Genomic DNA, 24,935 nt, shown 5'->3' with positions numbered 1-24,935 from the left:
GGCCTCGCCGCCGGGGTTACGATTCGGCCCCGACCGGCTCGGCCCTCGGGGTCTCCTTGGCCATGCCCGCGCCCATGCCGGCCCGGTCATGAACCCAGTCATCGACCACCTTGTAGCCATGCCGGATCAGCACCTCCTCGTCATGGAGATAGATTTCCTTCTTGCCCCCCGACATCAGCGCGCGGGACGTGTCCTCCATGGTCGCGGTATCCTCGAGCCAGGCATTGCGCTGGAGAAGCTGCCACTGTTCAAGCGCCCAGCGTTCGCTGTGCGTCGTCGCCGCCGGCAGGTACAGGTGGCCTTCCCATAGCGTCTTGTCCACCGCAATCGGCCAGAAGTGATGGGTAAACCACGAGCCTTCCAGCACGTGTAGAAGGAAGCTCGGGAACATGACCGACAATTCGAAGCACCAGTTCTCGCGCCGGTCCGGATTGAGAGTGGGTGGCAGGCGCGTCTGACCGCGCTTGTTCAGCGTATTGAACACGCCGATGCGATTGGCGACCGCACCCGACGGCGTCAGTTCGCCGGGGTCGGCCAGCATCACCGAGCAGGTCCGATGCGGGCCGAAAATCTTGGCGTTCTCTACCAAAGAGGTGAAAACGTTGGGGAACGAGCCGGCATGGATCGTGTGCACGTGATAGGCCTCGGCGAAAGCGTCGAGGCAGGGTTTCCAGTTGGCGTCCAGATAGGTGTAGTACTGAAAGCAGACGGGCGTTCCCTCGTACGGATAGTTCGAGAAATGATCGCCATAATCGCCCAGGAACTCCTCCAGCGAGGTCTCCGGCTCGGGGTCGAGGTTGATGAACACGAAGCCGTTCCACTCCTCGCACGCGATCGGGGTCAGACCGTGGTCCTCCTTCTGGAAACAGAGGATATGCTCCTCCTCGGGCACATGAATCAGCTTGCCCTGCGAATCATAGACCCAGCCATGGAAGCGGCAGGCCAAGGCACCGCCCTTGGCCCGGCCGGTGAACTCGCGAAAGCCGGGCGTCTCCGTAATGACCGTGTTGCCGCGGTGGCAGCACACGTTGTAGAAGGCGCGAATCTTGTTGTCCCGTCCGCGCACGATAATGGCCGAGGTCCGGGCAAAGTCGATGCGCTTGACCTTGTAATCGCCCGGCCGGGGGAGCTCTTCCACCCGTGCCACCTTCCACCAGGTCTTCATGAAAATCTTTTCGCGCTCGAGCTCGAAATAGGCCGGGTCCGTGCACGGGGTCATGTCCACCGGGCCCGCGCCCAGCTCCGGAAAGGCGCGCGCCCAGCGTGCCTTCTTGCCGCGAATTGCCGCTTCGTCGAGCTTGCTCATCTGCGATCCCCTTGCCTGGCTATTTCTGCCTGACCATTTCTGCCTGACTGTTTCGCGCCACCGGCTGCCCCTGTGACGGCCCCTGTGACGTTCCCGGCGCGAGCCCCCATCTTCCCACCGTCGCGACCATGCTCTAGCCCGGGACCGGCCAAATATCATTGCAGTGTCATTTTTCGTGATCCGGACCCCATTTTTTTGCGGTTCCATGCTTCCTATACGCCAGTCAAAGGATATCCTCGCCCGGCCCCCAGCGCCGATCCCGCCGGTCGATGCGGCGCCGGCTTCGCGTTATAGTGAATGAAACGGGCCGCGCGCCCGCCCGCCCGAACGGGTCAAGGCAGAATTTCACGCGCGGTCAGGCAATTGCAGGTGTCGTCATGAAGGATCAGGTCGCGCTCGAGGACTCCCGGTTGCTTCGCACCCAGTGTTATGTCGCGGGCGCGTGGCAGGACGCGGATAGCGGAAAGACGCTCGAGATCATCAACCCGGCCACGGGCGCGGTCATCGTCACGGTGCCCGATATGGGGGCGGCCGAGACGCGGCGCGCGATCGATGCGGCAGAAAAAGCGTTCCCCTCCTGGCGCGCGCACACGGCAAAGGAACGCGCCCGGATCCTCAGGCGCTGGCATGATCTGATGCTGGAGAATGTCGACGACCTGGCGCGGATCATGACCGTCGAGCAGGGCAAGCCGCTCGCCGAATCGACGGGCGAGATCCGCTATGCTGCCGCCTTCCTCGAATGGTTCGCCGAGGAGGGCAAGCGCGCCTACGGCGAGATCGTGCCCACGCCCATGGCCGGGCGGCGAATTCACGTAACCAAGGAGCCGGTCGGCGTGTCGGCCGCCGTAACACCCTGGAATTTTCCGGCTGCCATGATCACCCGCAAGGCGGGCCCCGCTCTGGCGGCGGGCTGTCCGATGGTGGTCAAGCCCGCCTCGGCGACGCCCCTGACGGCGCTCGCCCTGGCCGAGCTGGCAGCACGGGCAGGTGTGCCCGAGGGCGTGTTCAGCGTCCTCACGGGCAGCGCCCGGGCCATCGGGGGCGAACTCACCGGCAACCCCAAGGTGCGCAAGTTCTCTTTCACCGGATCGACCGAAACCGGAAAGCTGCTGATGAAGCAATGCGCCGAGACGGTGAAGAAAATCTCACTCGAGCTTGGCGGCAATGCACCGTTCATCGTCTTCGATGATGCCGATCTCGATGCCGCGGTCGAGGGTGCGATGGCCAGCAAATACCGCAACATGGGCCAGACCTGCGTGTGCGCGAACCGCATCTACGTGCAGGATGCGGTTTATGACGCCTTCGCCGAAAAACTCACCCGGGCTGTTGGTGGGCTGGTCGTGGGCGACGGCCTCGAAGAGGGTGTCAGCCAGGGACCGCTGATTGATCGGGCGGGGCTGGAGAAGGTCGAGGAGCACATTTCGGACGCGCTGTCGAAGGGTGCCAGGGTCCTGACCGGCGGCAAGCGTCACGAGAAAGGCGGGACCTATTTCCAGCCGACGGTACTCAGCGATGTCACCCAGGAGATGAAAGTCGCGCGTGAAGAAACCTTCGGCCCGGTCGCGCCGCTATTCCGGTTTTCGACCGAAGAAGATGTGCTGCAGATGGCCAACGACACCCCGTTCGGCCTCGCTGCTTATTTCTATGCGCGGGATATCGGGCGCATCATCCGCGTCAGCGAGGGCCTCGAATCCGGGATGGTCTGCGTCAATGCGGGCGTGCTGTCGACCGAGGTGGCGCCCTTCGGGGGGGTCAAGGAATCGGGCATCGGCCGCGAAGGTGCCCATTTCGGCCTCGACGAATATCTCGAGCTGAAATACGTGACGCTGGCCGGTATCGACGACTGACCGGCGGCCCCGGCGATCCGGTCTCGCCAATCCCCACCCCCATCCCCTATAACCCGGGCTGACGTAACAACCGGCGAGGCCGGGGTGCGGTCAAGGGTGGGGGCAGGTGGCGCTAATCTGGATTTCCATCATTTTCTATGTCGCGGTACAGCTCGCTATCGGCGTCTGGGCATCGCGGCGCGTCCATACCGAGGGCGATTATCTGCTGGCGGGCCGGCGTCTCGGCCTGGGCCTCGCCAGTGTCTCGTTGTTCGCAACCTGGTTCGGCGCCGAAACTGTCATGGGCTCGTCTGCCGCCGTCGCCGAACAGGGCCTCGCGGGCGGGCGGGCCGACCCGTTCGGCTACGCGATCTGCCTGTTCCTGATGGCGATCTTCCTCGCCTACCAGATGCGCCGGCGCAATTACGTTACCCTGGGTGATTTCTTCCGCGAGCGCTATTCGCCGCTTCTCGAGCGCGTGGCCGTGCTCGTGCTCCTCCCGGCCGTGATCATATGGGCGGCTGCCCAGTTGCTCGCCTTCGGCCAGATCCTGAACGTGCTGACCGAGGTGCCGCTGGCGCTGTCCCTTGTCGCCGCGACAGTGCTCGTCATCCTCTACACGACACTGGGCGGGCTCTGGGGCGATGTGGTGACCGATGCGGTGCAGGGTGCTGTGCTCGTCATCGGTCTCGTCATTCTTCTTGGATTCGTCCTGGCGGCGGCCGGCGGGATCGGGGCCGGGATCGCCGCGATCGAGCCGGGGCAGTTGCGCCTTGTGGCACCGGATGAAACCGGCTGGGCGCGGCTGGAATTATGGATGATCCCCATTCTGGGATCCCTCGTTTCCCAGGAAGCGCTGTCGCGCCTGCTGGCGGCACGCTCGCCCGCCATCGCACGCCGGGCGTGCTTCGCGGCTGCGGGCGTGTATCTCGCCCTTGGCCTCATTCCCGTAACGATCGCGCTTGTGGGCGCGCATCTGGCACCCGATCTCGCCCATCGGGATCAGTTTTTGCCTGTCCTTGCGGCGAACCTTCTGCCGCCCGTCCTGTTCGCGATCCTGATCGGCGCCTTGCTCTCGGCCATCTTGTCGACCGTAGACAGCACGCTTCTGACCGCCTCGGCACTCGTCTCCCACAATCTCGTCGTGCGCGCGCTCCCCCGCCTGTCCGAAAAAGGCAGGGTGCGCTCCGCCCGGATCATCGTCGTGCTGGCCGGGCTCGCGGCCTATGCCATCGCACGCGGCGACGAGACGATACTCGATCTCGTCGTACTGGCCTCGTCCTTCGGTACCGCCGGCCTTCTGGTCACTGTCCTGTTTGGACTCTGGACGCGCCGGGGCGGGCCGATGACCGCACTGGCCGCGCTCATCGTGGGCTTTGCGGTCACGCTCTGGGGCGAGGCGCTGTTTGCGCTCGAAGCCCCGTTCATGACCGCGATCGGCGCTGCCGCGCTGACCTTTCTTCTGGGCGCCTTCATCAGACCGCGTCCCGAGGCCGCGTGAGACAGAGGGACGGGCGGCCGGTTCTTTGGCCTCCCGAAATGGTGACTTGCCCGGTTCTCACGGGGCAGCGAAATTGGCGGCTGCTCCCAATTTTTTCCTGTCAGGAGGCCTTATGCGCCCGCACCCCCACGGACCCGGCTTGACCCTGAAGCTCCTGATCGCGGCCCTGGCCCTGTCGCTTGCGCCCTTCATCGCGCCGGGCGCGGGGGCGGTGAGCCTCGATGCGCTGTTCGCGCCGAAGGCCGATCTCTGGGAAAGGTGGACACGCCACGACCCCCAATCCGCGCAAATCGTTGATCACCGCGACTGGGGCGAATTTTTGACGCGCTATGTCGTGGTGGGCGATGACGGGATCAATCGCGTCGCGTATGGCGATGTCACGGCCGGGGACAGGGCGGCACTCGGCACGTATATCGACCGTCTGGCGGCGCTGCCGGTCAGCACCCTGAACCGCGACGAGCAGCTGGCGTTCTGGGTCAACCTCTATAACGCGCTGACCGTCCAGGTCGTGCTCGATCATTTTCCGGTGGACACAATCCTCGACATTGACATCTCGCCGGGATTTTTCGCCGATGGTCCCTGGGGCAAGACGCTCGTTACCGTGGAGGGGCACGAAGTTTCTCTCAATGATATCGAGCATCGGATCCTGCGTCCGATCTGGCGCGATCCGCGCATCCATTACGCGGTCAACTGCGCGTCGATCGGCTGCCCCAACCTGATCGCTCACCCCTTTACAGGCAGCGGAGCGCCGGCCCTGCTGGATGAAGGCGCGCGGAGTTACATCAATCATCCGCGCGGCGTTTCGGCCGGCCCGGACGGGCTGGTCCTGTCCAAGATCTATAGCTGGTTTGAGGAGGATTTCGGCCGGGACGAGGAGGATGTCATCGCCCATATTCGCCGTTTCGCGGATTTGGCGTTGGCCGAATCCCTCGCCCTAAACGACGAGATTTCCGACTATCGCTACGACTGGTCGCTCAATGGGACCTCTCTGCCCTGACGGCCACGGCCGGTCGGGCACCCTACGGCCCGGCGGTCACCAGCAGTCGAGGCACATAGAAATAGATCGCCCCCAGCATGAGGGCGAGCAGAATGGCGAGAGCGAGAAGGTTGGACAGGCTCGACTGGCGGGCGGCCTGTTTTTCCAGCCATGTGCGGGGCTTTATTCCCCTCGCCATAAAGACGAGCTGGGCGGCCAGGTTGACCGAGACAATGTTCACCGCCAGGAGAAGGGCCGCGCTGATTGCCAGATGGAAAACGCCGGCGCCGAGGAACAGACCCGTCGCCGCCGCCGGTGGCAAAAGGGCGACGGCGACCATGACCCCCACCAGCCCGGCGGACAGGCCGGTGGTCAGCGAAAGGACGGCGGCGGCGCCCGACGCCAGGGCGAGCACGACGCTGGCCATGTTGACGTCCACCCGGCTCATGAGTTCGACGCTGGCCGTCTCAGGCGGATAGACGGCACCCAGGGCCGCGCTGATCACCAGCACGAGGACCAGCCCCGCAATCAAGGTCCGGATTGCATGGACGATCAGCATCCGGTCGCCCAAAGCCGCGCCCAGAGAAAGCGCCAGATTGGGACCCAACAGGGGGGCGATGACCATGGCGCCGATCACGACGGCCGTGTAATCCGCGAGGAGGCCGATCGCCGCGACCACGGTGGAAAGGCCGACGAGATAGAGATAGGTCCAGCTCAGCGAGGCGCCTGCCGCAACCTCGTTATAGAGTTCCTCCCGGGTCGAGGCGCCTGTCGCCCGACGGGATTCGCCGGTCCCGTTGCCACCGGGCGCGGGCAGCGTGGCCTCGAGGGAGAATATGTCGATGCGCCAGTCTTCGCTCCCGCCGAGCGCCGCCTGCAGCCGGTCCAGCACGTCCTGGCGGTTGTCGGGGCCGACCGCCAGCTCGATCGAGATGCGGCCGTCGCTGAGGGGCGCGCGCTCGCGTATGTCGAGAACGTCACATTCTTCCGCCGTGGCGCGGATCGTATCCTGGTAGCCTGCGGGGGCGGTCACGGAAAAAAGGCGGTTGGGCATCGATCTCTCCGGTGCGCGCCAGCATGCCTGCACGCTTTCCTGTTTTCAATTATGCGTGAATGGCGGCGGGTACGATATGACCGCATCGTCAAATTTTCGAGGATATGGTGTCATCTGATATAACCCTGCTAGATGCTCGGGGTCAGGGGGCCGGCCCTCGCCGGTCCTGCCTGTGGAAGATGGCGGTGCAACCAAGAGAATGACGCAATGACGACGAATTCAGATGCCTGGGACATTCCCAATGACGCACGCCCGGTCGAAGGCGATGTCGATTTCGACCTGAACCGCGCGCTCGATGCGGTTGTCTCCGTGCGCACCCGGATTCCCGAAGACGCGTTCACGGCGCCCATTCTGGGCACCGAGCGAGCCGGCCACGGCGTCGTCATCGCGGAAGGCGGGCTGGTGCTGACGGTGGGTTATCTCGTCACCGAGGCGGCGGATATCTGGCTCACCGCGTCAGGTGGCCGTTCCGGCCTTCAGGCCCTGCCGGCGCATCAGGTCGCCTATGATTTCGAAAGCGGTCTCGGCCTGGTCCAGGCGCTGGGGACGCTTGATGTTGCGCCGTTGCCACTGGGTCGCTCGGCCGCATTGCGGACGGGCGAGCAGGTCCTGTTCGCGGGGGCCGGCGGACGCCGGCGGGCCCTTCTCGCCAAGGTGGAAGACATCCGGCCGTTTGCCGGCTATTGGGAATATTTCCTTAAGGACGCGATCTATACCGGCCCGGCCCATCCCAACTGGGGCGGGGCAGGTCTGATCAACCGGGCCGGCGAACTGGTCGGGATCGGCTCGCTGCTGGTTCAGCCCGAGGACGACGACGACGAAGACCGGGACTCCCTGCTCGATAACGACGAGCCGACCTGGGGCGGGGTTGGTGACGAGGGCGCATCGCTCGATACCGGCGTGCGGGCTCAGGGCAATATGTCGATCCCGATCGATCTCCTGCCGCCTATCCTGGACGATCTCCAGCGCTATGGCCGGCGTCGGACACCGTCGCGCCCCTGGATTGGTGCCTACGCCACCGACGTTGATGGGCGGCTGGTCGTGGTGGGGCTTTCGGAGAAGAGTCCCGCCGCCCGGGCCGGCCTCGCGACAGGCGATGTAATTTTCGCCGTCGGCGACCGCGAGGTCACGACCTTGGCCGGGTTCTTGCGGGGTATGTGGGCGCTGGGCCCCGCGGGCACGGAAATTCCGTTGACTGTATTCCGCGACGGCCAGATGCAGTCGGTCCGCGTACGCTCGGTCGATCGGGCGGATCTGCTGAAGCGTCCCTCCCTCCACTGACCGGCGGGGCGCCTTGGTCCCCGTCCCTTCACGCCGCGCTATGGAGCGATTGAAACAGGGCCGGCCCTGTCCGGTCCTGAGGATGTGAGAAGTCCGCTTATGCCCGGGCGAGTGCTCTCCGGGCGAGGAAAGGCGAGATGAATTACGGCTTTATCTTTCCCCGGTCCCGGTCCGGCGGGTCGGGGCCCGGGCCCGGGCCCGCCCCGGAAAAAAGACTCGGCCTGACGCGCCGCGCGCGCCTTCTGCGCGGGCGCGAAGCCGATATCGAAATGCGCGAAAAGCGCCTGATGGATTTTGCCGAGGTGTGCTCCGACTGGCTGTGGGAGACCGACGACAAGTACCGGCTGATCTTTCTCACGCAACGTATCGAGGATCTGACCGGCCATCCGCCGGATTGGTGGTATGGAAAACTGGCCATCCGGCTCGGCTTCAGGCTCGTGCCCAGGACTCGGATCAAAATCCTCCGCGCCATGATCGCGCCACAGGAATTTCGCGACGCCCTCGTCGAAGGGCGCGACCAGCATGGCAAACCCCGCATCCTGTCGGTCAGCGGCCGGCCGTTCTTCGATAAGGCCGGTCATCTCCTGGGTTACCGGGGTTCGGCAACGGATGTAAGCCATGAACTCGAGGCGGCGCGCACGCGGACCTCGCTCGAGGCGCAGTTTTACGAGGCCCAGAAATACCGCGCACTCGGCACGCTCGCCGGGGGCGTTGCGCATGACTTCAACAACATTCTGGCCGTCATCCTGGGCCACGCCGATCTGCTGAACGAGGAAGTGCCTGCCCGCGGTCCCGCCCGCGAGAGTCTGGACGAGATCTTGCGCGCCGGTCACCGGGCGCAGCGGCTCATCGAGCAAATCCTCGCCTACAGCCGCAAGGGCGCGGAAAGCTTCAGGTCATTTGACCTTCTGGCCACGGTGCACGAAATCACGACCATGCTGCGCTCACTTCTGCCGTCCAGCGTCACGATCGATTTGGCCACAACAGACGGCGCGTTGCGGGTGCTGGGAGACGTCACCCAGATTTATCAGGTGCTGATCAATACCTGCATTAATGCCCGGGATGCGCTGGGCGGCGCCCCGGGACGGCTGACGCTTCGTGTCGGCCCGGCGCGGATCAGCCAGGGAGAGGCGCACGCCTTCAATAATGGAGGCGCGTTGCCCGAGGGCGGGGCGTTTTTTGCCGGTCCCGCGCGGCTGTCGGCCGATCACCGGCCGTATCGGCACGGCGTCGGGACCCTGACGCCCGGCAACCATGCCCGGATCATGGTCGCCGATACAGGATGCGGAATGACGCCTGAAGTTCTGGAGCGCATTTTTGAACCGTTTTTCACCACCAAGGAGGCCGGGGCGGGCTCGGGTCTGGGGCTGGCCGCCGTGCAGGGCATCGTCGCCGGCCACAAGGGCGCGATCCGGGCCGAAACCGTGCCGGGGAACGGGACGCGCTTCGATGTGCTGATCCCGCTCGCTCCGGGCGATGCCGAAGCGGGCGTGAACGAGTCCGCCAATCGGCCCGTGCCGGTGTCGGGCGCGGGGCTGCGGGTGCTGCTGGTCGATGATGACGCCGCCGTTCTCGGCGTCGCGGCGGCGATGCTGCAGCGCCATCAATTCACCGTCGATGCCGTGCGTGAGCCGCGCGTGGCCCTGGCGCGGCTTCAGCAAGCACCCGATCGCTGGGACCTTCTCGTCACCGATCAGGACATGCCGCATTGTTCGGGCGTGGAGCTGGCGCGCGCCGCCCGCGCGGTGCGCCCGAATCTGCCCATTGTGATCTGCACCGGGACCACCAGCCGGGAACTCATGGATGCCCTGGGGGAGATCGGGATTAACCACGTTCTCGTCAAACCCGTCTCTGGCATATCCCTTGCTCATGAAGCACGTCGGGCAATCGCCGACGCTTTTTCCGACAGGGGAGCATCCATTTGATGGCAAGAATTCTCGTGATCGACGATGAGGCAGGCATCCGTAGCTTTTTGCGACGCGTTTTGGAAAAGGCCGGCCATACGGTGAGTGAGGCGGCCGATGGGCGCGATGGCGTGAGGCTGGTCGAGCGCGACCGCCCCGATCTGATGATCACGGATCTGTTCATGCCGGTGCAGGAAGGCATGGAAACCATCCGGGCCGCGCGCCAGCTCCGGCCCGATCTCAAGATCGTGGCTATTTCCGGCGGCGGCTCGCAGCATATCTATGACTATCTCGATTCGGCCCGGCTCATGGGCGCCGACCAAGCGCTGAAGAAGCCGCTGCGGGCCAGGATCGTTCTCGAGACCGTGGCGGCGCTGGCCTGACGCCCCGGCGCGGATTTGCCCCGGGGACGCCGATCCGTGATAGGATTGGGAATTCAATCCATCCGGGAGGCGGTCATGAGCTCGGCACCGGCGGCGACCATGCTTTACCTTACCTACACGCCACGCGAGGACGCGGCGCGCGACAATTACGAGGATTGGCTGCGCGAGGTGGACAACCCGTTTTTCAACAGTATCCCCGGGATTCGGCAATACACCAATTGGAAGGCCATTTCGCCCGTGCCCGCGGCGCACACTTATCGTTGGTTCGACCATATGGTTCTCGATAGTGCCGACGCGGTGACGGAGGTGCTGGGCAATACGGATCTTCAGGCCTTCGCGGCCAACTGGGTGCGGCGATGGGGCCGTCTGCCGGACGAGCCGGATTCGGACGAAAACTACCAGATGTTTCTGGCGCAGCGGACTTTCCTTGCCGAGGATGGCCCGCGCCAGCCCTACCTCCTGATCCGCGTCTACGAGACCGAGGCGCCAGGCCCCGCGGGCGCCCCGCTCTGGGACGATGCGGCGCTGGCACCCCTTATGCGCGGCCGGCGACGAGCGACCTGGTGCCTGACGGACGAAATCAAGGGCCGGTTGAGCCTTCCCGTGATGGATGTGGCCCATCTCGCCGATCCGGCCGAATTCGACACCGTGCTCCGGGCCCGGCCCCATCTGGCGGAAACCGCGTTCGTGGCCGAACGCGTGGCGACACCCCGCGACTAGTGCCGGCATGCGCCCCCGTTCGTGCCGCGGCGGGCGGCCAGGCGGGCCTGTGATGAGCCATGCTTGAGCCCTCCGCCCTCCTGCCGCTGGCGGCACTGCTCCTGGCGACGGGCCTGTTCGCCGGGCTTATCGCCGGCCTGCTTGGCGTCGGCGGCGGTATCGTCATCGTGCCGGTCCTCTTTCACGTGCTGACCGGGTTCGATTTCGACCCGGCTGTCCGCATGCATCTGGCAGTCGGCACCTCGCTGGCCACGATCATCGCGACCTCGACCGTTTCCGCCCTGTCCCACTATCGCCGTGGCGGCGTGGATGGCGCACTCCTGAAAAGCTGGGGCCCCTGGATATTTGTCGGCGTCGCGCTCGGGACCGCCCTCGCCAGCGTGGCCGAAGGCGTGGTGCTGTCGCTTGTTTTCGCGAGCATCGCGCTGATGGTGGCCCTGCGCATGATGATATCGCGCGAAGGCATGCGGATATCCGACCACCTGCCGCAGGGCATCGCCAAGGTTCTCACGGCCGGATTTATCGGCGCGGTTTCGGCAATGATGGGAATCGGCGGCGGCACGTTGTCCGTGCCCGTCCTCAGTGCCTTCGGGTATCCGATCCGGCGCGCCGTCGGGACTGCCGCCGCGATCGGTCTGATCATCGCTATCCCCGGCACCTGCGGATTTGTGGCCGCCGGCTGGGGGCAGACGGGCCTGCCACGCTTCAGCCTTGGCTACGTGAACCTTGCGGCTTTCGGGCTGATCGTGCCGGCTACCATGCTGGCCGCCCCGTGGGGCGCGCGTCTGGCCCACACCATCCGCACGGACTGGCTTCGTACGGCGTTCGCATTTTTTCTGGCCGTTACCTCGGCCCGAATGTACTGGGATGCGCTGACCGGCTGAGCGCCTGGCTCAGGCGGTGATGCGAAAGGCGTGGCTGGCGCCGCCCCGATCTGTCAGATGGTAGGCGCGGCTCGCGGCCGCGTAGGGATCGATGCTCAGCCCTGGCGACATGCTTTCCTGCGCCAGTTGCTGGACGACAAAACCCGTGAAGCGGTGGTCTGTGACGCTGACCTCGCGGGCGAGATCCCGATAGACGACGAGTGCGTCGCGCGACGGCTCGAATGCGGCCTTGTCCCGCGCCGCGGTGCCGGAACCCTCGAAGGGCGTGGGCTTCTCGGCCTCGGCCGGCAGGGGCAGGCGACGGACGGCGCCCGGGCGCTGACCGTCGCGGCCTTGCACCGGGCCCTTGGGGCGCACGGTTTCCACCACGTTCGCGCGTATTCCGGCGCGTTCCGGGGGAAGTATCTCCATGTGTGACTGGGCTAGCACCAGCGCCACGCCTCCGCCTCGGCCGGATTCTCGGCCACCTGTACTAGGCGGAGTTCTAGCAAATATTTCCTTAATTTCAATAAAATTTTATTTAATAAGGCAAACAATTTATTAACTATACTTATTAACCAAGTAAATTAACTATATTATGTAGTAAATATTCATGTCGCCTTACAATCAGAAGGTATTTTTCGAGGTAGGGACGGCCCCGAACAAAAGCGGGTTCCGGCCAAAAAATACTATAAATCAAACGTTTGACATATGTGTCCCGGCCGATGCGATTTTGTTCGGGCCGGCGGGACCGGGCGTCTTAATTCTTCTTAAAGAACTCGGCCCCTAGTCTCCTTCGACGTGCCGGATAGACGAAGGTCTCAAGTAGAGACCGGATCCGGTATCAGGAACGCTTTGGGTAGCAACACTTCAGGTAGAAGGTCCGCGGCGCATGTCTGGTTCTCCACCTCCGTCCCATAACGCCAGTGCCGAGAACGCGCGGCTCCGTCAGATTCTGACGGGCTCGGGCGACGCCATGTTCGACTGGGATTTCCTCGAGGATTCCATTGTCTGGACCGGGCCGGCGGCGGATCTGTTCGGCGTATCCAGCCTGGCGGCGATCGCCGCGGGCGATTCCTACACCCGTCGCATCCATGCGGAAGACCTGGCGCTGCGCATGAAGGCGCTCTCCGATCATTACGCAACCGGCCAGCCGCTCGATTGCGAGTATCGCGTCCGGTCGGGAAGCGGCGAATTCGTCTGGGTGCACGAACGCGCGAGCGCCCTGCAGGACGACGAAGGCCGGCCGGTGCGGTTGTTGGGGCTTCTGCGCTCGATCGACAAGCGCAAGGCTTACGAGGCCCATCTCGAATATCGCGCCCATTACGACGATCTCACAGGCCAGTTCAACCTCGCCCGCGTGCGCGAAGCCCTCGAGCATCAGGTCAACCTGGCGACACGCTATGACCGACCATCCGCCTATTTGCTGATCAGCCTGGACCGCCTGGAAGCGCTTGGCGATATTCACGGCCCGTCCGTGGTCGATGACGTGCTGCTGGAGGCCAGCCAGCGGATCGAGCACGCGCTGCGCATCTGCGATGTTCTGGGACGTGTTGATGCGGCGAAATTCGGCATCGTGCTGAGCGAATGCGACGGGGAGGTCATGAAGGATGTCGCACTCAAGATCCGCTCCGCCCTGACGCGCGCGCCGGTGTCGACGGAGATGGGCGACATTCCGTGCAACGTGACGATCGGCGGCGTGCCGTTCCCCGATATGGCCGACACGGCGCAGGATGTGATGATCAAGGCCGAAGCGGCCTTGGGCCGGGCACGCCATCCCCAGGCGAATGGCTTCGCGACCTATACCATGACCCCTGAAGAACGCGAGGCGCGCGACGCGCAGATGGAGGTGGCCCAGGAAGTCCGCCGCGCGCTGAGCGACCGGCGCATGATTTTCGCCTATCAGCCTATCGTGAGCGCTCAAGACAAGGCCGTCGCGGATTACGAGTGCCTGATCCGCATGCGCGACATTCACGGCCGCCTGGTGCCGGCTGCCAGTTTTGTCCCGGTGGTCGAGAATCTCGGCCTGGTGCGCCAGCTGGACCGGTACTGCCTGCAGTTGGCCGTGCGCGAATTGTCGTCTCACGACGACCTTCGCCTCGCGCTCAATATTTCCGGCCTGACGGTGGTCGATCACTCATGGCTGCGCCTCCTGGTCGCGCTGCTGCGCGGCCGGCGGGATGTCGCCAGGCGGCTGACCATTGAAATTACGGAAACGGCGGCGCTGGAGGACCTCGAGGAATCGGCGCGGTTCATCTCGACGGCGCGGGAGTTGGGCGTCCGCATCGCCCTCGACGACTTCGGCGCGGGCTACACCTCCTTCCGGCATCTCAAATCCCTGCCGGTGGACATCGTCAAGATCGACGGGGCCTTCATCCGCAACCTCACGACGAATTTTGACGATCAGCTTTTCGTCCGCACCCTGCTCGGTCTCGCCAACGCCTTCGGCCTCAAAACCGTCGCGGAATGCGTCGAAACCGAAGAAATAGCCGCCATCCTCACCGAATTCGGCGTCGATTACCTGCAAGGCTGGCATTTCGGAGCGCCCGATGTGGGGCGGCCCTGGGAGCGGCCGACGGACGGAACCGTCGTACCCTATCCGGGGACGAGCGTGTCACCCGAACAGGATATACATCCGGGCGAGCGCGCGGCCAGCTTTCCGCCGGTCGCCTCCTGACGGGCAGCTCCGCCGCGGCCCATGCCGCGAGGCTAATCGCGCTTCTGTTTTGAAAGAGTCTCGATCTCGCGCTGCAACTCGGCCAGACGTTCCTCGACCGAAGGGCCGTCCTGCCCGCCCGCGCCGGTCGTCGCCGGGCCTTCCGGGGGCGGAGTTTTTTCCTCGGCCTCACCCGATCCGGGCATGAACATTTTCATCATCTGCTCGAACACGGCCATGTTTTGCTGGCCTACCTGCTCGAACTGGTTGACCGGAAAAATACCGCCGAAGGCATTCTTCATATAGCCGCGCATTTGTTCCTGATTCTTCTGGAACGTATCCATGGCCATTTCCAGGTAACCCGGCAGCAGCCAGCGCATGTTGTTGTCATACATGGAAATGAGCTGGCGCAGCACGCTGACGGGTAAAAGGTTCTGTCCTTTTCCTTCCTGCTCCACGATGATCTGCGTCAGGACCGAGCGCGTGATGTCGGCGCCCGTCTTGGCATCCACCACAACGAAATCCACGTCCTGGCGGACCATCTCGGCGAGGGTCTCGAGCGTGACATAGCTGCTGCTGGCGGTGTTATAGAGGCGGCGGTTGGCGTATTTCTTGATCACAACCGCGTCGAAAGCGGCGCCGGAATTGCCCTTTTTGTCCGTCGTGCCGGTCTCCTCGGTCACTTTTTCAGCCATGATGCTTTCCTCTCCCAATCCAGTGCATCATGTTAGCAAACTGACGGCAATGCCCCATCCGGAAAAAATCGGCCCGGCCCTCCGGTCGTCCGGGCGTCGGCGGGAACGGGTTTGTACCCTTCTGTCCTTGTGGCGGGCAGGATATACTGGCGGCCATGTCCCGTCGGCAGACAGCAGAAGCACCGGCTATCCCCCCCGAGACGGCCGAGACGCCGGAGACCCCCGAGTTGGCGAAGTTGGCGCGCGACTTCATGGATCTATGGGAGGCGCAGCTCTCTGCTCTCGCCAGCGACCCCGCCAGCGCGGAATTATTCGGCCGGATGGCTTCATCCGGAGCGGGCGGACCCGGGAAAAGCCCCGGCACCGAAACAGAACAGGCGGGAGGGCCCACCTTCAATTCCATGCCCGATCTCTTAGCCATGACATGGGCCTGGTGGCAGGCGATGGCCGGGATGGCGCCGGCGGCTGCCGGTGCCGGGGAAAAAAGGGCCGGAGCAGAAAAGGAAGAAAGCCATGACGGGACCGCCGTCACCCCCCGATCCGCCGGCGCACGCGGCCGCGCCCCGGCCGCTGGGGTTGCACCTCTGGGTGGGGGCCATGACCTGGATGAGCTCGCCCGGCGCCTCGATCGCCTTGAAGAGCGCCTCGCACATCTGGAGCGAAGTGGCCAGGGCCGCGGAAAAAAACCGGCCGGCGCCAGGTCCGGAGGCTGACGGACCGTCGCCGTCCGAGTGGGCAAGGCTGGCGCACCGGGTGGCCGGGGTGGACGGCGTCAATCTCGCCCGCGCCGTCGAGGCCGAGGCGCGCCGCCGGTTCGCCACTTTTCTCGCCGGTGTCAGGCGTTATCAGGGCGCCGCGCGGCCGGCCAGATTTTCCGCCGGGTCCGCCGGACCCGAGCCCTTCCGGCGCGAGGGGACGACTACGGTCTGGGATTATGGCGGGACCGGCCAGCCGGTGCTGCTCATCCCCTCGCTCGTTAACCGCGCCTATATTCTCGACCTCAATGAAGAGGCGAGCCTGTGCCGCTACCTGCGCCGGCAGGGATTCCGGGTGTTTCTGGTCGACTGGGACGCGCCGGGCGAGTTGGAGATGGGGTTCGATCTCGACGATTACATCGCGCGCCGGCTCGGCGATGTGCTCGAGCGCATAGCGGTGGCCGCCGGTTGCCCCGTCCCGCTGGTCGGATACTGCATGGGTGGCAATCTGGCGCTCGCCCTGGCGCTGCGAAAACCGGCGCATGTCGCGGGCGTGTCCCTGCTGGCCACACCCTGGGATTTCCGGACACCCGACGGCGGGCCGACGATTCCGCCGGCGGTCCTGGCGGCGTTGGCGCCGATGATCGAACGTCTCGGGCATTTGCCCGTGGACGGCTTGCAAAGCCTCTTCGCGCTCCTGGATCCGCAACTCGTCCTGCGCAAGTTTGCGGCCTTTGCCGCGCTCGAGAATTCGGACCGGCTGCGGGATTTCCTCCATCTTGAGGACTGGCTGAATGACGGTGTGGCGCTGGCGGGCAAGGTGGCGAAGGAATGTCTGCTCGGCTGGTATGGTGAGAACACCCCGGCCGAGGGCCGCTGGCGCGTGGCCGGGGTGACGGTGGACCCGTCCCGGCTCGAGGTTCCGACCCAGGTGATGATACCGGCGAAGGACCGGATCGTCCCGCCCCCCTCGGCCCGGGCGCTGGCCCGGCAGCTTCCATCCGGGGCGGAGGTCCTCACCCCCAGCCTCGGACATATCGGCATGATCGTCGGCCGCCGGGCACCGGCGCAGGTCTGGGCGCCGCTCAGCCGCTGGCTTGGCGAGATCGGCCGGTCGTAATACCGTTGGTGGCGGAGACATCTTGTGCCGCGAACTTGAACTGGCGGGGTGAACGGGACTACTTTGCTGCAGCGCAACACAACTTGATCCGCCGCCAACGGCCGCGGGACGCAACGCAGACTGGAGGAGAGCGAGATCATGGACGATATCGTCATCGCGGGCGCGGCCCGCACAGCCATCGGCAATCTCGGCGGCGGCCTCAGCACCGTGCCGGCGCATTATCTGGGCGAGACCGTGATCCGCGAGGTTCTGGGCCGCGCCAAGGTCACCGCCGAGGATATCGACGAGGTCATCATGGGGCAGATCTACAGTGCCGGCCAGGGACAGAATCCGGCGCGGCAGGCCGCCGTCAACGCGGGCATTCCGATCGACCGCACGGCCTTCGGGATCAACCAGCTTTGCGGCTCAGGCCTGCGCAGCGTGGCGTTGGCTTACCAGGCGCTGCGTCTCGGAGATGCGCATATCATGGTGGCAGGCGGACAGGAAAGCATGAGTCAGGCGCCGCATGTCGCCCATCTGCGCAGCGGCCACAAACTCGGCAATGTCGAACTCACCGATTCCATGCTGAAAGACGGACTGCTTGACGCGTTTTACGGCTATCACATGGGGAACACCGCCGAAAACATCGCGCGCGAGTGGCAGTTGACGCGTGAGGAGCAGGACAATTTCGCCCTTCGTTCTCAGGCCAAGGCGGAGGCCGCGCAAAAGGCGGGGCGTTTCAAGGAAGAGATCGTGCCGGTGACGATCCCCAGTCGGAAAGGGGATATCGTCGTTGACGCCGACGAGTTTCCACGCCACGGCACGACCATTGAAAATCTCGCCAAGCTGCGTCCGGCCTTCGACAGGGACGGGACCGTCACGGCCGGCAACGCGTCCGGTATCAATGATGGCGCGGCCGCCCTGGTACTCATGTCCCGGGCGGAGGCGGAAAAGCGCGGCACGGCACCGCTCGCCCGGATCGTTTCCTGGGCTACGGCCGGGGTCGATCCCAAAATCATGGGGACCGGGCCGATCCCGGCGACGCGCCGGGCGCTCGAGAAAGCCGGCTGGGCGATCGACGACCTCGATTTGATCGAGGCCAACGAGGCGTTCGCGGCGCAGACCTGCGCGGTTGCCAAGGAGCTCGGCTGGAACGGGGAGAAGGTCAACGTGAATGGCGGCGCCATCGCCCTCGGCCATCCCGTCGGCGCGTCCGGCGCCCGGGTCCTGGTGACACTGCTATACGAAATGCAGAAACGCGACGCCAAGAAAGGACTGGCCACTCTGTGCATCGGCGGCGGCATGGGCATCGCCATGTGCGTGGAGCGCGACTGAAGGTGCGTGGAGCGCGACCGAGCGGTGGTGACCTGTCGCGCAGCAATTAAAAAACACTTCAACCAATCGGGAGGATCGGTATGACGAGGACGGCGGTGGTCACAGGCGGTACGCGGGGCATCGGTGGGGCAATCTCACGGGCGCTTCGGGATGCGGGCTACAAGGTTGCCGCCAGTTATCACGCCAATGATGAAGCGGCGTCGGCCTTCGTCGAGGAAACCGGTGTCGCCGTCTACAAGTTCGACATTTCCGATTTCGAGGCGTGCCAGCAATCGATTGCGAAGATTACCGAAGAAATCGGCCCCGTCGATGTGCTCGTCAACAATGCCGGAATCACGCGGGATGCCACGCTGCACCGGATGGGCCACGAAGACTGGCAGGCGGTCCTCGATACCAATCTCGGATCCTGCTTCAATATGTGCCGCGCGGTGATCGATGGAATGCGCGCCCGGAATTTCGGGCGCATTGTCAATATCGGTTCGATCAACGGGCAGGCCGGGCAATATGGGCAGGTCAACTATGCCGCCGCCAAATCCGGCATTCACGGTTTCACCAAGGCGCTGGCCCAGGAAGGTGCGCCCAAGGGCATCACTGTCAACGCTATCACGCCGGGCTATATCGATACCGACATGGTTCGCGCCGTGCCGGAAAAGGTGCTGGAAAAAATCGTCGAGCGCATTCCGGTGGGCCGGCTGGGTGACGCGAGCGAGATTGCCCGGGGTGTCGTTTTTCTCGTTGCCGACGAGGCCGGCTTCATCACCGGCTCGACTCTCTCGATCAACGGCGGCCAGCACATGTATTAGGCCCCTCCGGCCTCCGCCTGGAGGCCGGAGTTTTTGTGGTGCGGGCGGCTTGTCTCATGTCACCGTCGTGCCGGGGTAAACGATGCATCTCGACGTCATCGATCTCAAGGAGTTCTATGACAGCCGGCTGGGCCGGATCGCCCGGCGTTTCCTGCGCCGCCGGCTGCGCGCAATCTGGCCCGATCTTCGCGGCGAGCGCCTTCTCGGCCTGGGCTACGCGACGCCCTATCTTCGACCCTTTCTCGATGAGGCCGAACGCACTTTCGCCATCATGCCGTCCGCCCAGGGCGTGCTTCACTGGCCGGTCGAAGGGCCAAACCGGACGGCGCTGGCGGCGAGCGACCAGCTTCCCCTGCCCGATCGCGCGATGGATCGGATCCTGCTCGTGCACGAACTGGAGGCGGCGGATCACATCTCGCATCTTCTGCGTGAATCGTGGCGCGTGCTTGCCGATTCGGGCCGGCTCGTCCTGATCGTGCCCAACCGGCGCGGGCTGTGGGGCCGATTCGATCACACACCCTTTGGCGCCGGCCGGCCCTTCAGCACGGGCCAGACGACCCGGCTCCTGCGCGATACCATGTTCCAGCCCATCTCGGTCGAGACGGCCCTCTTCGTGCCGCCAATCCGATCGCGGGTCTTCCTTTCGACCGCCCCGCTCTGGGAGAAAATCGGCCAGCGTTTCTTTGCCACCTTTGGCGGGGCCGTGATTGTCGAGGCCCGCAAGCAGCTTTACGCCATGACCGGCGTGGAGGCCCGCGCCACGCGCCGCCGGCGCGCGCTCAAGGCGGCGACCGGCGTTCGCGGCGCCGGTGCTACTCGCGACTCAGCATAAAGAGGGCTTCCCGGCCGAGAAAATTGCCGAGCCCGCTCATCGGGCCGACGGCCCGAAGCGGCTTGCCACCGTTCAGGATGTAGGCATGTTCGATTCTGGCGCCCAGATCACGGCAGAGACCGACGAAATCGGCGATGGTGCACATGTGGATATCGGAATTGTCGTACCACGCCTCGGCCGTCGCATCAGTGACCGGCATGCGACCGGTCAGGAGCAATTGCAGTCGCGTGCGCCAGTATCCTGCGTTGCGGATCGAGACAATGGCGTGCCGTCCGATCCGCAGCATTTCCCTGAGCACGTTATACGGGTCGCGCGTGGCCTGAATCGTTTGTCCCAAAACCACGTAATCGAACGAGTCCGACGGGTAATCACGCAGATCCGTGTCGGCGTCGCCCTGGATCACCGAAAGACCGCCCGCGACGCACGCGTTCACCCCCGCCTGGCTGAGCTCGATGCCACGTCCGTCCACCTGCTTGTGGTGGACCAGGTAATCGAGCAGCTTGCCATCGCCGCAGCCGACGTCGAGCACACGGCTGCCGGACCGGATCACGTCGGCGATGAGACGCAGATCGGCGCGGGCAAGCGCGCGCCTTGTGTCGCGCGGGGCGGCGGCGGGATTCCCGGCACGCCCGGCATTCGCGGAACCGGCCTGGATTGCTGACCGGGGGTCTCTCATGTGCCGGCCCCGTCGCGCGCCACCACGCCCGGCGCAAGGCTCCGATGTTCGGCCGCGCCATTCAGGAATCCCCCCAGAACGGAGCGGAATTCCGGCTCATCCAGAAGGAACGCGTCATGCCCCTTGTCGGTCTCAATCTCGACAAAGCTGACATTCGCCGCGGCTGCGTTGAGCGCGTGGACGACAGCCCGGCTTTCCGTCGTGGGGAACAGCCAGTCGCTGGTAAAGGAGATGACGCAGAACCGCACCGGCGTTTCGAGGAAGGCTTCGGACAGGTTGCCGCCATGCTCCGCCGCCATGTCGAAATAATCCATGGCCCGCGTGATATAGAGATACGAGTTTGCGTCAAACCGCTCGACAAACGTGCTGCCCTGGTGGCGCAGGTAGCTTTCAACCTGGAAATCGGCTTCAAAGCCGTAAGTCACCCCGGCCCGGTCCTGGAGCGAGCGGCCGAACTTGCGGTGCAGGGCCGCCTCCGACAGGTAGGTGATATGTGCCGCCATACGGGCCACGGCCAGGCCGCGCTTGGGGTTGCACCCTTCCCTCAGATAATTGCCCTGCGCCCAGTCGGGGTCGGCCATGATGGCCTGCCGGCCGACCTCATGAAAGGCGATGTTCTGCGCCGAGTGGCGCGCCGCCCCGGCGATGGGCACGGCCGAAAAAACGGCTTCCGGATAGGTTGCGGCCCATTGCAGGGCCTGCATCGCGCCCATGGAGCCGCCGACCACGCAAAACAGTTTCTCGATCCCGAGATGGTCGACCACCACCTTTTGCGCGCGCACCATGTCGCGTACGGTAATGACCGGAAAGTTCAGCCCGAAGGGCTGGCCGGTTGCGGGGTCGATGGACTTGGGTCCGGTAGTCCCCATGCACCCGCCCAGCACGTTGGCCGAAATCACGAAATAACGCTCGGTGTCGAGGGTCCGGCCGGGACCGACCATGCTGCTCCACCAGCCGGGCTTGCCGGTCAGCGGGTGTGGTTCGGCGAGATACTGGTCGCCGGTCAGCGCATGGCAGACCAGGATGGCGTTCGACTTGTCCGGATTGAGCGTGCCATAGGTCTGATAGGCGATCCGGTAGGGGGCGAGGCTGATACCGGAATCGAGCGTGAGCGGCGCCGTGACCTCGAGCACATGCCCGGGCAGCGCGGCCAGTTCGGCCGTCTCTTGTGGCTGGGGGGCGCGAGATGTCATTCCGTCCTGTCCCTCGGGGCGCGATGGGGCCATTTCCGGGGCGCCCTGCCCGGGGCGGGCTGCCGGGGAGCGGGATAGCTAGGAGGCGGGCAGCCGCTATGTCAATGTTTTCTTTGATTTTACGGTTTCCGCCCTCTATGACTAGGCCGCTTTTTCCCACAACCCGATTCGGGGAAACCCGGCCGATGGCGGACGCCCGACCAGCGCTTGAAGATCTGCGGCGCCAGATTGATGAGTATGACGACCGGTTGCTCGAGGCCCTGACGGCGCGCGCGGGTGTGGCCCGCTACGTTACCGCGGCCAAGCAGCGCGCCGGCATCACCCGCACCATGCAGCCGGGCCGCGAGGCGCGGCTGATGCGGCGTCTGGTCGCCCGCGCCGCCGGGGCCGGGGAAGAGGGCTTTCCCGTCGCCGTGCTCGCCCGGATCTGGCGGGAAATCATCGGCGCCACGCTTCGGATCGAGACGGACTTCCGGGCGGTGGCAAGTCAGAATGCGCGGACGGGCGCTGGCCGCGCGCTGTGGGATGTCGCCCGTGACCATCTGGGCACGGCGATTCCGCTTGAGGCGGCCCGGAGCGATCGGGTCGCGCTCGCGCATCTCGCCGCAGGCGAGGTGACGGTCGCCGTGCTGCCCTTTCCAAGCCTCAGCGAGGATGGCGATGACACGCCGTGGTGGGTCGAGATGGCGAGCCTACCCGCGCGCGACATAGATATCGTCGCGCGGCTTCCCTTCGTGCGCCCGTCGCCGGAGGTGAAAACCGATGCGCTGATGGTCGCGCGCGCCGATTTCCAGGAGACGGGCGACGATCGCACACTGGTCGCATTGATCCTGGCGGCCGATCAGGCGGCGGCCATGATGGCGGACACGCAAGGCCCCGGAGGCCCGACGCTGCTGGCGCGCGCGCCCTATGGCGGGACGGTTGCCGAAACGATCTGCCTTTTCGATCTGCCGGGCTTCGTGACGCTCGAGGACCCGGCGGGGGCCGGACTTGCGCGTTGGGGGCGGCTGGTGCGGCTTGGCGGTTACGCCACTCCGCTTGTCGCGGATGGGGCCGGGCGGACAGACGCGAGGTCGGGGTCATGACAGCGGACAGCCGGAAGAAGACCGGCGGGCCAGGCCCTGTCGTCAAACCCGGGATCATGGAAATCGCGCCCTACCAGGGGGGCAAGGCGCGGATTGCAGGGCGGGCGCGCGCGATCAAGCTATCCGCCAATGAGGGCGCGCTGGGGCCGAGCCCGAAGGCGATGGCCGCGTTCGCTGCGGCGGCACCCGACCTGCACCGCTACCCGGACGGCAGCTCGCGCATCCTGCGCTCGGCCATCAGCCGCTTCAGTGGCCTGGATATGGAGCGCATCGTTTGCGGCGCCGGGTCCGACGAATTGCTGCTGCTGCTGATGCGCGCCTATGCCGGGCTCGGGGACGAAGTACTCTACAGCGCCCACGGATTTCTCATTTACCCGATTTTCGCCCATTCCGTCGGCGCGACGCCGGTAAAGGCGGAGGAAACGAACCTCACGGCCAGCGTCGATGCGTTGCTCGCAAAAGTGACCGCGCGGACCCGGATTGTCTTTCTCGCCAATCCGAACAATCCCACGGGCAGCTATCTGCCGACGGGCGAATTGCGCCGGCTGCGCGCCGGCCTGCCCGATCACGTGCTGCTGGTGCTCGATTCGGCCTACGCTGAATATGTCGACCGTGACGACTACACTGCCGGGGCCGATCTCGTGGACGAAAACAGCAATGTCGTGATGACGCGCACTTTTTCCAAGATTTTCGGTCTGGGCGCCATGCGGCTTGGCTGGTGTTATGCGCCCGCGCCCATCGTCGATGTGCTCAACCGCCTGCGGCCGCCTTTCAATACAACGACGCCGGGCCAGCTCGCGGGGGCGGCGGCGATGGATGATCGCGATCACCTGCGCCGCAGTCAGGACCACAACACCACCTGGCGCGAGTATCTCGGCGAGGCGCTTACAGGCATGGGGTTTCGCGTTTTTCCGAGCGTAGCCAATTTCGTGCTCGTCGAATTCGGCGCCGGCGCGACCGAGGCGGCCGATCGGGCCGAGGCGGCACTGTTGCGCGACGGGCTCATCCCGCGCCGGGTGGATCATTACGGCCTGCCGGGCTGCCTGCGCATTACCATCGGGCAGGAGGCGGAAATGCGCGCGGTTGTCGCCGCCCTTAGCCGGCTGGTCAAGGACGGCTCCCATGTCGGATGATTTCACGCCTTTCAACCGGGCTGTCTTCATCGGAATCGGCCTGATCGGATCCAGTCTTGCGCGGGTCATGCGCCGCGACGGGCTGGCCCGCGAAATCATCGCTGTGGCCCGGCGCCAGGAGACCCTCGACACCGTCAGACGTCTCGCGCTCGCCGATGAAACCCTGAGCGATCCCGCCGCCGCTGTTGCGGGCGCCGATCTCGTCATTATCGGCACACCCCTGGGCGCTTACGAGGCGATCGGCCGCGCTATCGCGCCGGCGCTTGCGCCGGGCGCGATCGTCACCGATGTCGGGTCGACCAAGCAGTCGGCGATGCGTGATCTGGGCCGCCATTTGCCTGGCCATGTGCATTTCGTCCCCGGTCATCCGCTGGCGGGGACGGAACATTCGGGGCCCGAATCGGGGTTCGAAACCCTGTTCGAGGGGCGCTGGTGCATCCTCACCCCCGATCCCGCGACCGACCGCACGGCGGTGAGGCGCATCAGCGATCTCTGGCAGCGGGCCGGGATGATGGTCGAGGAGATGTCGGCCGCTCATCATGACGTGGTGCTGGCCATCACCTCTCATCTGCCGCACCTCATCGCCTACACCATTGTCGGGACGGCCGACGATCTGGAAGAGCACACCAAATCCGAAGTCATCAAATTCGCCGCCAGCGGTTTTCGCGACTTCACACGGATCGCGGCCTCCGACCCGGTCATGTGGCGCGATATCTTTCTCAATAACCGCGAGGCCGTGCTCGATATCCTTGGCCGGTTCAGCGAGGATCTGAGCGTCCTGCAGCGCGCCATTCGCGATGGCAACGGTGCGCTGCTTGAAGAAACCTTCCGGCGCACGCGGGAAATTCGCCGGGGCGTCGTGGCGGCGAAGCAGGATGTGCCGCCCCGGCCTGTCAAGAACGCCTGACCGGCACCCGAG

General features: G+C 65.1%; 22 protein-coding genes. 16 read left to right on the top strand and 6 right to left on the bottom strand.

What is annotated here, in order from left to right; genetic code table 11:
• Nucleotides 1-16: 16 nt before the first annotated feature.
• Nucleotides 17-1,306: an aromatic ring-hydroxylating dioxygenase subunit alpha gene (locus RLQ26_04600; protein MEQ9088003.1), complete on the bottom strand. Its 1,290-nt coding sequence runs from the start codon at nt 1,304-1,306 to the stop codon at nt 17-19.
• Between the two features lie 377 nt (nt 1,307-1,683).
• On the opposite strand from RLQ26_04600, the gene RLQ26_04595 reads away from it, so the two are divergent.
• From RLQ26_04595 to RLQ26_04585, 3 genes are all read left to right on the top strand, one after another.
• Entirely contained in the window at nt 1,684-3,153 is a 1,470-nt protein-coding gene (locus RLQ26_04595) for an NAD-dependent succinate-semialdehyde dehydrogenase (GenBank protein MEQ9088002.1), read from the top strand.
• Nucleotides 3,154-3,259: 106 nt separating this feature from the next.
• Nucleotides 3,260-4,633: a sodium:solute symporter family protein gene (locus tag RLQ26_04590; protein MEQ9088001.1), complete on the top strand. Its 1,374-nt coding sequence runs from the start codon at nt 3,260-3,262 to the stop codon at nt 4,631-4,633.
• A gap of 139 nt (nt 4,634-4,772) precedes the next feature.
• Nucleotides 4,773-5,630 carry a DUF547 domain-containing protein gene (locus tag RLQ26_04585; protein ID MEQ9088000.1) on the top strand — a complete coding sequence of 286 codons (858 nt, stop codon included), beginning with the start codon at nt 4,773-4,775 and terminating at the stop codon, nt 5,628-5,630.
• A gap of 22 nt (nt 5,631-5,652) precedes the next feature.
• Here RLQ26_04585 and RLQ26_04580 read toward each other — a convergent pair whose 3' ends face one another.
• Nucleotides 5,653-6,663, bottom strand: a complete 1,011-nt coding sequence (locus tag RLQ26_04580; GenBank protein MEQ9087999.1) for a TIGR00341 family protein — start codon at nt 6,661-6,663, stop codon at nt 5,653-5,655.
• Between the two features lie 207 nt (nt 6,664-6,870).
• On the opposite strand from RLQ26_04580, the gene RLQ26_04575 reads away from it, so the two are divergent.
• From RLQ26_04575 to RLQ26_04555, 5 genes are all read left to right on the top strand, one after another.
• On the top strand, nt 6,871-7,944 hold the full coding sequence (locus RLQ26_04575; GenBank protein MEQ9087998.1) for a S1C family serine protease: 1,074 nt from the start codon (nt 6,871-6,873) through the stop codon (nt 7,942-7,944).
• Nucleotides 7,945-8,081: 137 nt separating this feature from the next.
• On the top strand, nt 8,082-9,869 hold the full coding sequence (locus tag RLQ26_04570) for a response regulator (GenBank protein ID MEQ9087997.1): 1,788 nt from the start codon (nt 8,082-8,084) through the stop codon (nt 9,867-9,869).
• Nucleotides 9,869-10,231 (top strand): response regulator, encoded by a 363-nt coding sequence (locus tag RLQ26_04565; GenBank protein MEQ9087996.1) that lies wholly within the window; start codon nt 9,869-9,871, stop codon nt 10,229-10,231. Before RLQ26_04570 ends, RLQ26_04565 begins: the two co-directional genes overlap by 1 nt.
• Before the next feature lie 75 nt (nt 10,232-10,306).
• Nucleotides 10,307-10,951 (top strand): hypothetical protein, encoded by a 645-nt coding sequence (locus tag RLQ26_04560; GenBank protein MEQ9087995.1) that lies wholly within the window; start codon nt 10,307-10,309, stop codon nt 10,949-10,951.
• Nucleotides 10,952-11,010: 59 nt separating this feature from the next.
• Complete coding sequence (locus RLQ26_04555; GenBank protein MEQ9087994.1) at nt 11,011-11,835, top strand: sulfite exporter TauE/SafE family protein; 825 nt, start codon at nt 11,011-11,013, stop codon at nt 11,833-11,835.
• A gap of 9 nt (nt 11,836-11,844) precedes the next feature.
• Here the strand turns inward: RLQ26_04555 and RLQ26_04550 are convergent, their stop codons facing one another.
• Complete coding sequence (locus RLQ26_04550) at nt 11,845-12,273, bottom strand: hypothetical protein (GenBank protein ID MEQ9087993.1); 429 nt, start codon at nt 12,271-12,273, stop codon at nt 11,845-11,847.
• 433 nt (nt 12,274-12,706) lie between these two features.
• On the opposite strand from RLQ26_04550, the gene RLQ26_04545 reads away from it, so the two are divergent.
• Entirely contained in the window at nt 12,707-14,491 is a 1,785-nt protein-coding gene (locus RLQ26_04545) for a GGDEF and EAL domain-containing protein (GenBank protein MEQ9087992.1), read from the top strand.
• 32 nt (nt 14,492-14,523) lie between these two features.
• On the opposite strand, the gene phaR is transcribed toward RLQ26_04545, so the two are convergent.
• Nucleotides 14,524-15,165, bottom strand: coding sequence for a polyhydroxyalkanoate synthesis repressor PhaR (gene phaR, locus RLQ26_04540; GenBank protein ID MEQ9087991.1), 642 nt, complete (start codon nt 15,163-15,165; stop codon nt 14,524-14,526).
• Between the two features lie 513 nt (nt 15,166-15,678).
• Here phaR and RLQ26_04535 point away from each other — a divergent pair.
• From RLQ26_04535 to RLQ26_04520, 4 genes are all read left to right on the top strand, one after another.
• Nucleotides 15,679-16,980 carry an alpha/beta fold hydrolase gene (locus RLQ26_04535; GenBank protein ID MEQ9087990.1) on the top strand — a complete coding sequence of 434 codons (1,302 nt, stop codon included), beginning with the start codon at nt 15,679-15,681 and terminating at the stop codon, nt 16,978-16,980.
• 138 nt (nt 16,981-17,118) lie between these two features.
• The gene (locus tag RLQ26_04530) at nt 17,119-18,294 is read left to right on the top strand and encodes an acetyl-CoA C-acetyltransferase (protein MEQ9087989.1); all 1,176 of its coding nucleotides are present in this window, start codon (nt 17,119-17,121) and stop codon (nt 18,292-18,294) included.
• A gap of 80 nt (nt 18,295-18,374) precedes the next feature.
• Nucleotides 18,375-19,097, top strand: coding sequence for an acetoacetyl-CoA reductase (gene phbB, locus RLQ26_04525; protein MEQ9087988.1), 723 nt, complete (start codon nt 18,375-18,377; stop codon nt 19,095-19,097).
• 82 nt (nt 19,098-19,179) lie between these two features.
• A complete protein-coding gene (locus RLQ26_04520) occupies nt 19,180-19,929 on the top strand; it encodes a methyltransferase domain-containing protein (GenBank protein ID MEQ9087987.1) in 750 nt (249 codons plus the stop codon).
• On the opposite strand, the gene metW is transcribed toward RLQ26_04520, so the two are convergent.
• Entirely contained in the window at nt 19,910-20,605 is a 696-nt protein-coding gene (gene metW / locus RLQ26_04515; protein ID MEQ9087986.1) for a methionine biosynthesis protein MetW, read from the bottom strand. The two genes, RLQ26_04520 and metW, sit on opposite strands and share 20 nt — an antisense overlap.
• Complete coding sequence (locus tag RLQ26_04510) at nt 20,602-21,798, bottom strand: homoserine O-acetyltransferase (protein MEQ9087985.1); 1,197 nt, start codon at nt 21,796-21,798, stop codon at nt 20,602-20,604. The genes metW and RLQ26_04510 overlap by 4 nt, the downstream gene beginning before the upstream one ends.
• A 185-nt stretch (nt 21,799-21,983) precedes the next feature.
• Between RLQ26_04510 and RLQ26_04505 the strand changes: the two genes are divergently transcribed.
• Genes RLQ26_04505 through RLQ26_04495 form a run of 3 tightly spaced genes read left to right on the top strand, consistent with a single transcriptional unit; the run spans nt 21,984 to nt 24,923 of the window.
• Nucleotides 21,984-22,883 (top strand): chorismate mutase, encoded by a 900-nt coding sequence (locus tag RLQ26_04505; protein ID MEQ9087984.1) that lies wholly within the window; start codon nt 21,984-21,986, stop codon nt 22,881-22,883.
• Nucleotides 22,880-24,016, top strand: a complete 1,137-nt coding sequence (gene hisC, locus RLQ26_04500; protein ID MEQ9087983.1) for a histidinol-phosphate transaminase — start codon at nt 22,880-22,882, stop codon at nt 24,014-24,016. The genes RLQ26_04505 and hisC overlap by 4 nt, the downstream gene beginning before the upstream one ends.
• Nucleotides 24,006-24,923, top strand: a complete 918-nt coding sequence (locus RLQ26_04495) for a prephenate/arogenate dehydrogenase family protein (GenBank protein ID MEQ9087982.1) — start codon at nt 24,006-24,008, stop codon at nt 24,921-24,923. Before hisC ends, RLQ26_04495 begins: the two co-directional genes overlap by 11 nt.
• Nucleotides 24,924-24,935: the final 12 nt, after the last annotated feature.

Source organism: Alphaproteobacteria bacterium, from assembly GCA_040220875.1.
Taxonomy (GTDB): Bacteria; Pseudomonadota; Alphaproteobacteria; order JAVJVX01; family JAVJVX01; genus JAVJVX01.
This window is presented reverse-complemented; position numbering and strand designations above follow the sequence as displayed.

What these genes read in the sequence shown, in the direction of transcription:
- RLQ26_04600 (MEQ9088003.1), bottom strand. Translation starts at nt 1,306, where the DNA reads ATGAGCAAGCTCGACGAAGCGGCAATTCGCGGCAAGAAGGCACGCTGG.
- RLQ26_04595 (MEQ9088002.1), top strand. Translation starts at nt 1,684, where the DNA reads ATGAAGGATCAGGTCGCGCTCGAGGACTCCCGGTTGCTTCGCACCCAG.
- RLQ26_04580 (MEQ9087999.1), bottom strand. Translation starts at nt 6,663, where the DNA reads ATGCCCAACCGCCTTTTTTCCGTGACCGCCCCCGCAGGCTACCAGGAT.
- RLQ26_04575 (MEQ9087998.1), top strand. Translation starts at nt 6,871, where the DNA reads ATGACGACGAATTCAGATGCCTGGGACATTCCCAATGACGCACGCCCG.
- RLQ26_04570 (MEQ9087997.1), top strand. Translation starts at nt 8,082, where the DNA reads ATGAATTACGGCTTTATCTTTCCCCGGTCCCGGTCCGGCGGGTCGGGG.
- RLQ26_04565 (MEQ9087996.1), top strand. Translation starts at nt 9,869, where the DNA reads ATGGCAAGAATTCTCGTGATCGACGATGAGGCAGGCATCCGTAGCTTT.
- RLQ26_04560 (MEQ9087995.1), top strand. Translation starts at nt 10,307, where the DNA reads ATGAGCTCGGCACCGGCGGCGACCATGCTTTACCTTACCTACACGCCA.
- RLQ26_04555 (MEQ9087994.1), top strand. Translation starts at nt 11,011, where the DNA reads ATGCTTGAGCCCTCCGCCCTCCTGCCGCTGGCGGCACTGCTCCTGGCG.
- RLQ26_04545 (MEQ9087992.1), top strand. Translation starts at nt 12,707, where the DNA reads ATGTCTGGTTCTCCACCTCCGTCCCATAACGCCAGTGCCGAGAACGCG.
- phaR (MEQ9087991.1), bottom strand. Translation starts at nt 15,165, where the DNA reads ATGGCTGAAAAAGTGACCGAGGAGACCGGCACGACGGACAAAAAGGGC.
- RLQ26_04535 (MEQ9087990.1), top strand. Translation starts at nt 15,679, where the DNA reads ATGACGGGACCGCCGTCACCCCCCGATCCGCCGGCGCACGCGGCCGCG.
- RLQ26_04530 (MEQ9087989.1), top strand. Translation starts at nt 17,119, where the DNA reads ATGGACGATATCGTCATCGCGGGCGCGGCCCGCACAGCCATCGGCAAT.
- phbB (MEQ9087988.1), top strand. Translation starts at nt 18,375, where the DNA reads ATGACGAGGACGGCGGTGGTCACAGGCGGTACGCGGGGCATCGGTGGG.
- RLQ26_04520 (MEQ9087987.1), top strand. Translation starts at nt 19,180, where the DNA reads ATGCATCTCGACGTCATCGATCTCAAGGAGTTCTATGACAGCCGGCTG.
- metW (MEQ9087986.1), bottom strand. Translation starts at nt 20,605, where the DNA reads ATGAGAGACCCCCGGTCAGCAATCCAGGCCGGTTCCGCGAATGCCGGG.
- RLQ26_04510 (MEQ9087985.1), bottom strand. Translation starts at nt 21,798, where the DNA reads ATGACATCTCGCGCCCCCCAGCCACAAGAGACGGCCGAACTGGCCGCG.
- RLQ26_04505 (MEQ9087984.1), top strand. Translation starts at nt 21,984, where the DNA reads ATGGCGGACGCCCGACCAGCGCTTGAAGATCTGCGGCGCCAGATTGAT.
- hisC (MEQ9087983.1), top strand. Translation starts at nt 22,880, where the DNA reads ATGACAGCGGACAGCCGGAAGAAGACCGGCGGGCCAGGCCCTGTCGTC.
- RLQ26_04495 (MEQ9087982.1), top strand. Translation starts at nt 24,006, where the DNA reads ATGTCGGATGATTTCACGCCTTTCAACCGGGCTGTCTTCATCGGAATC.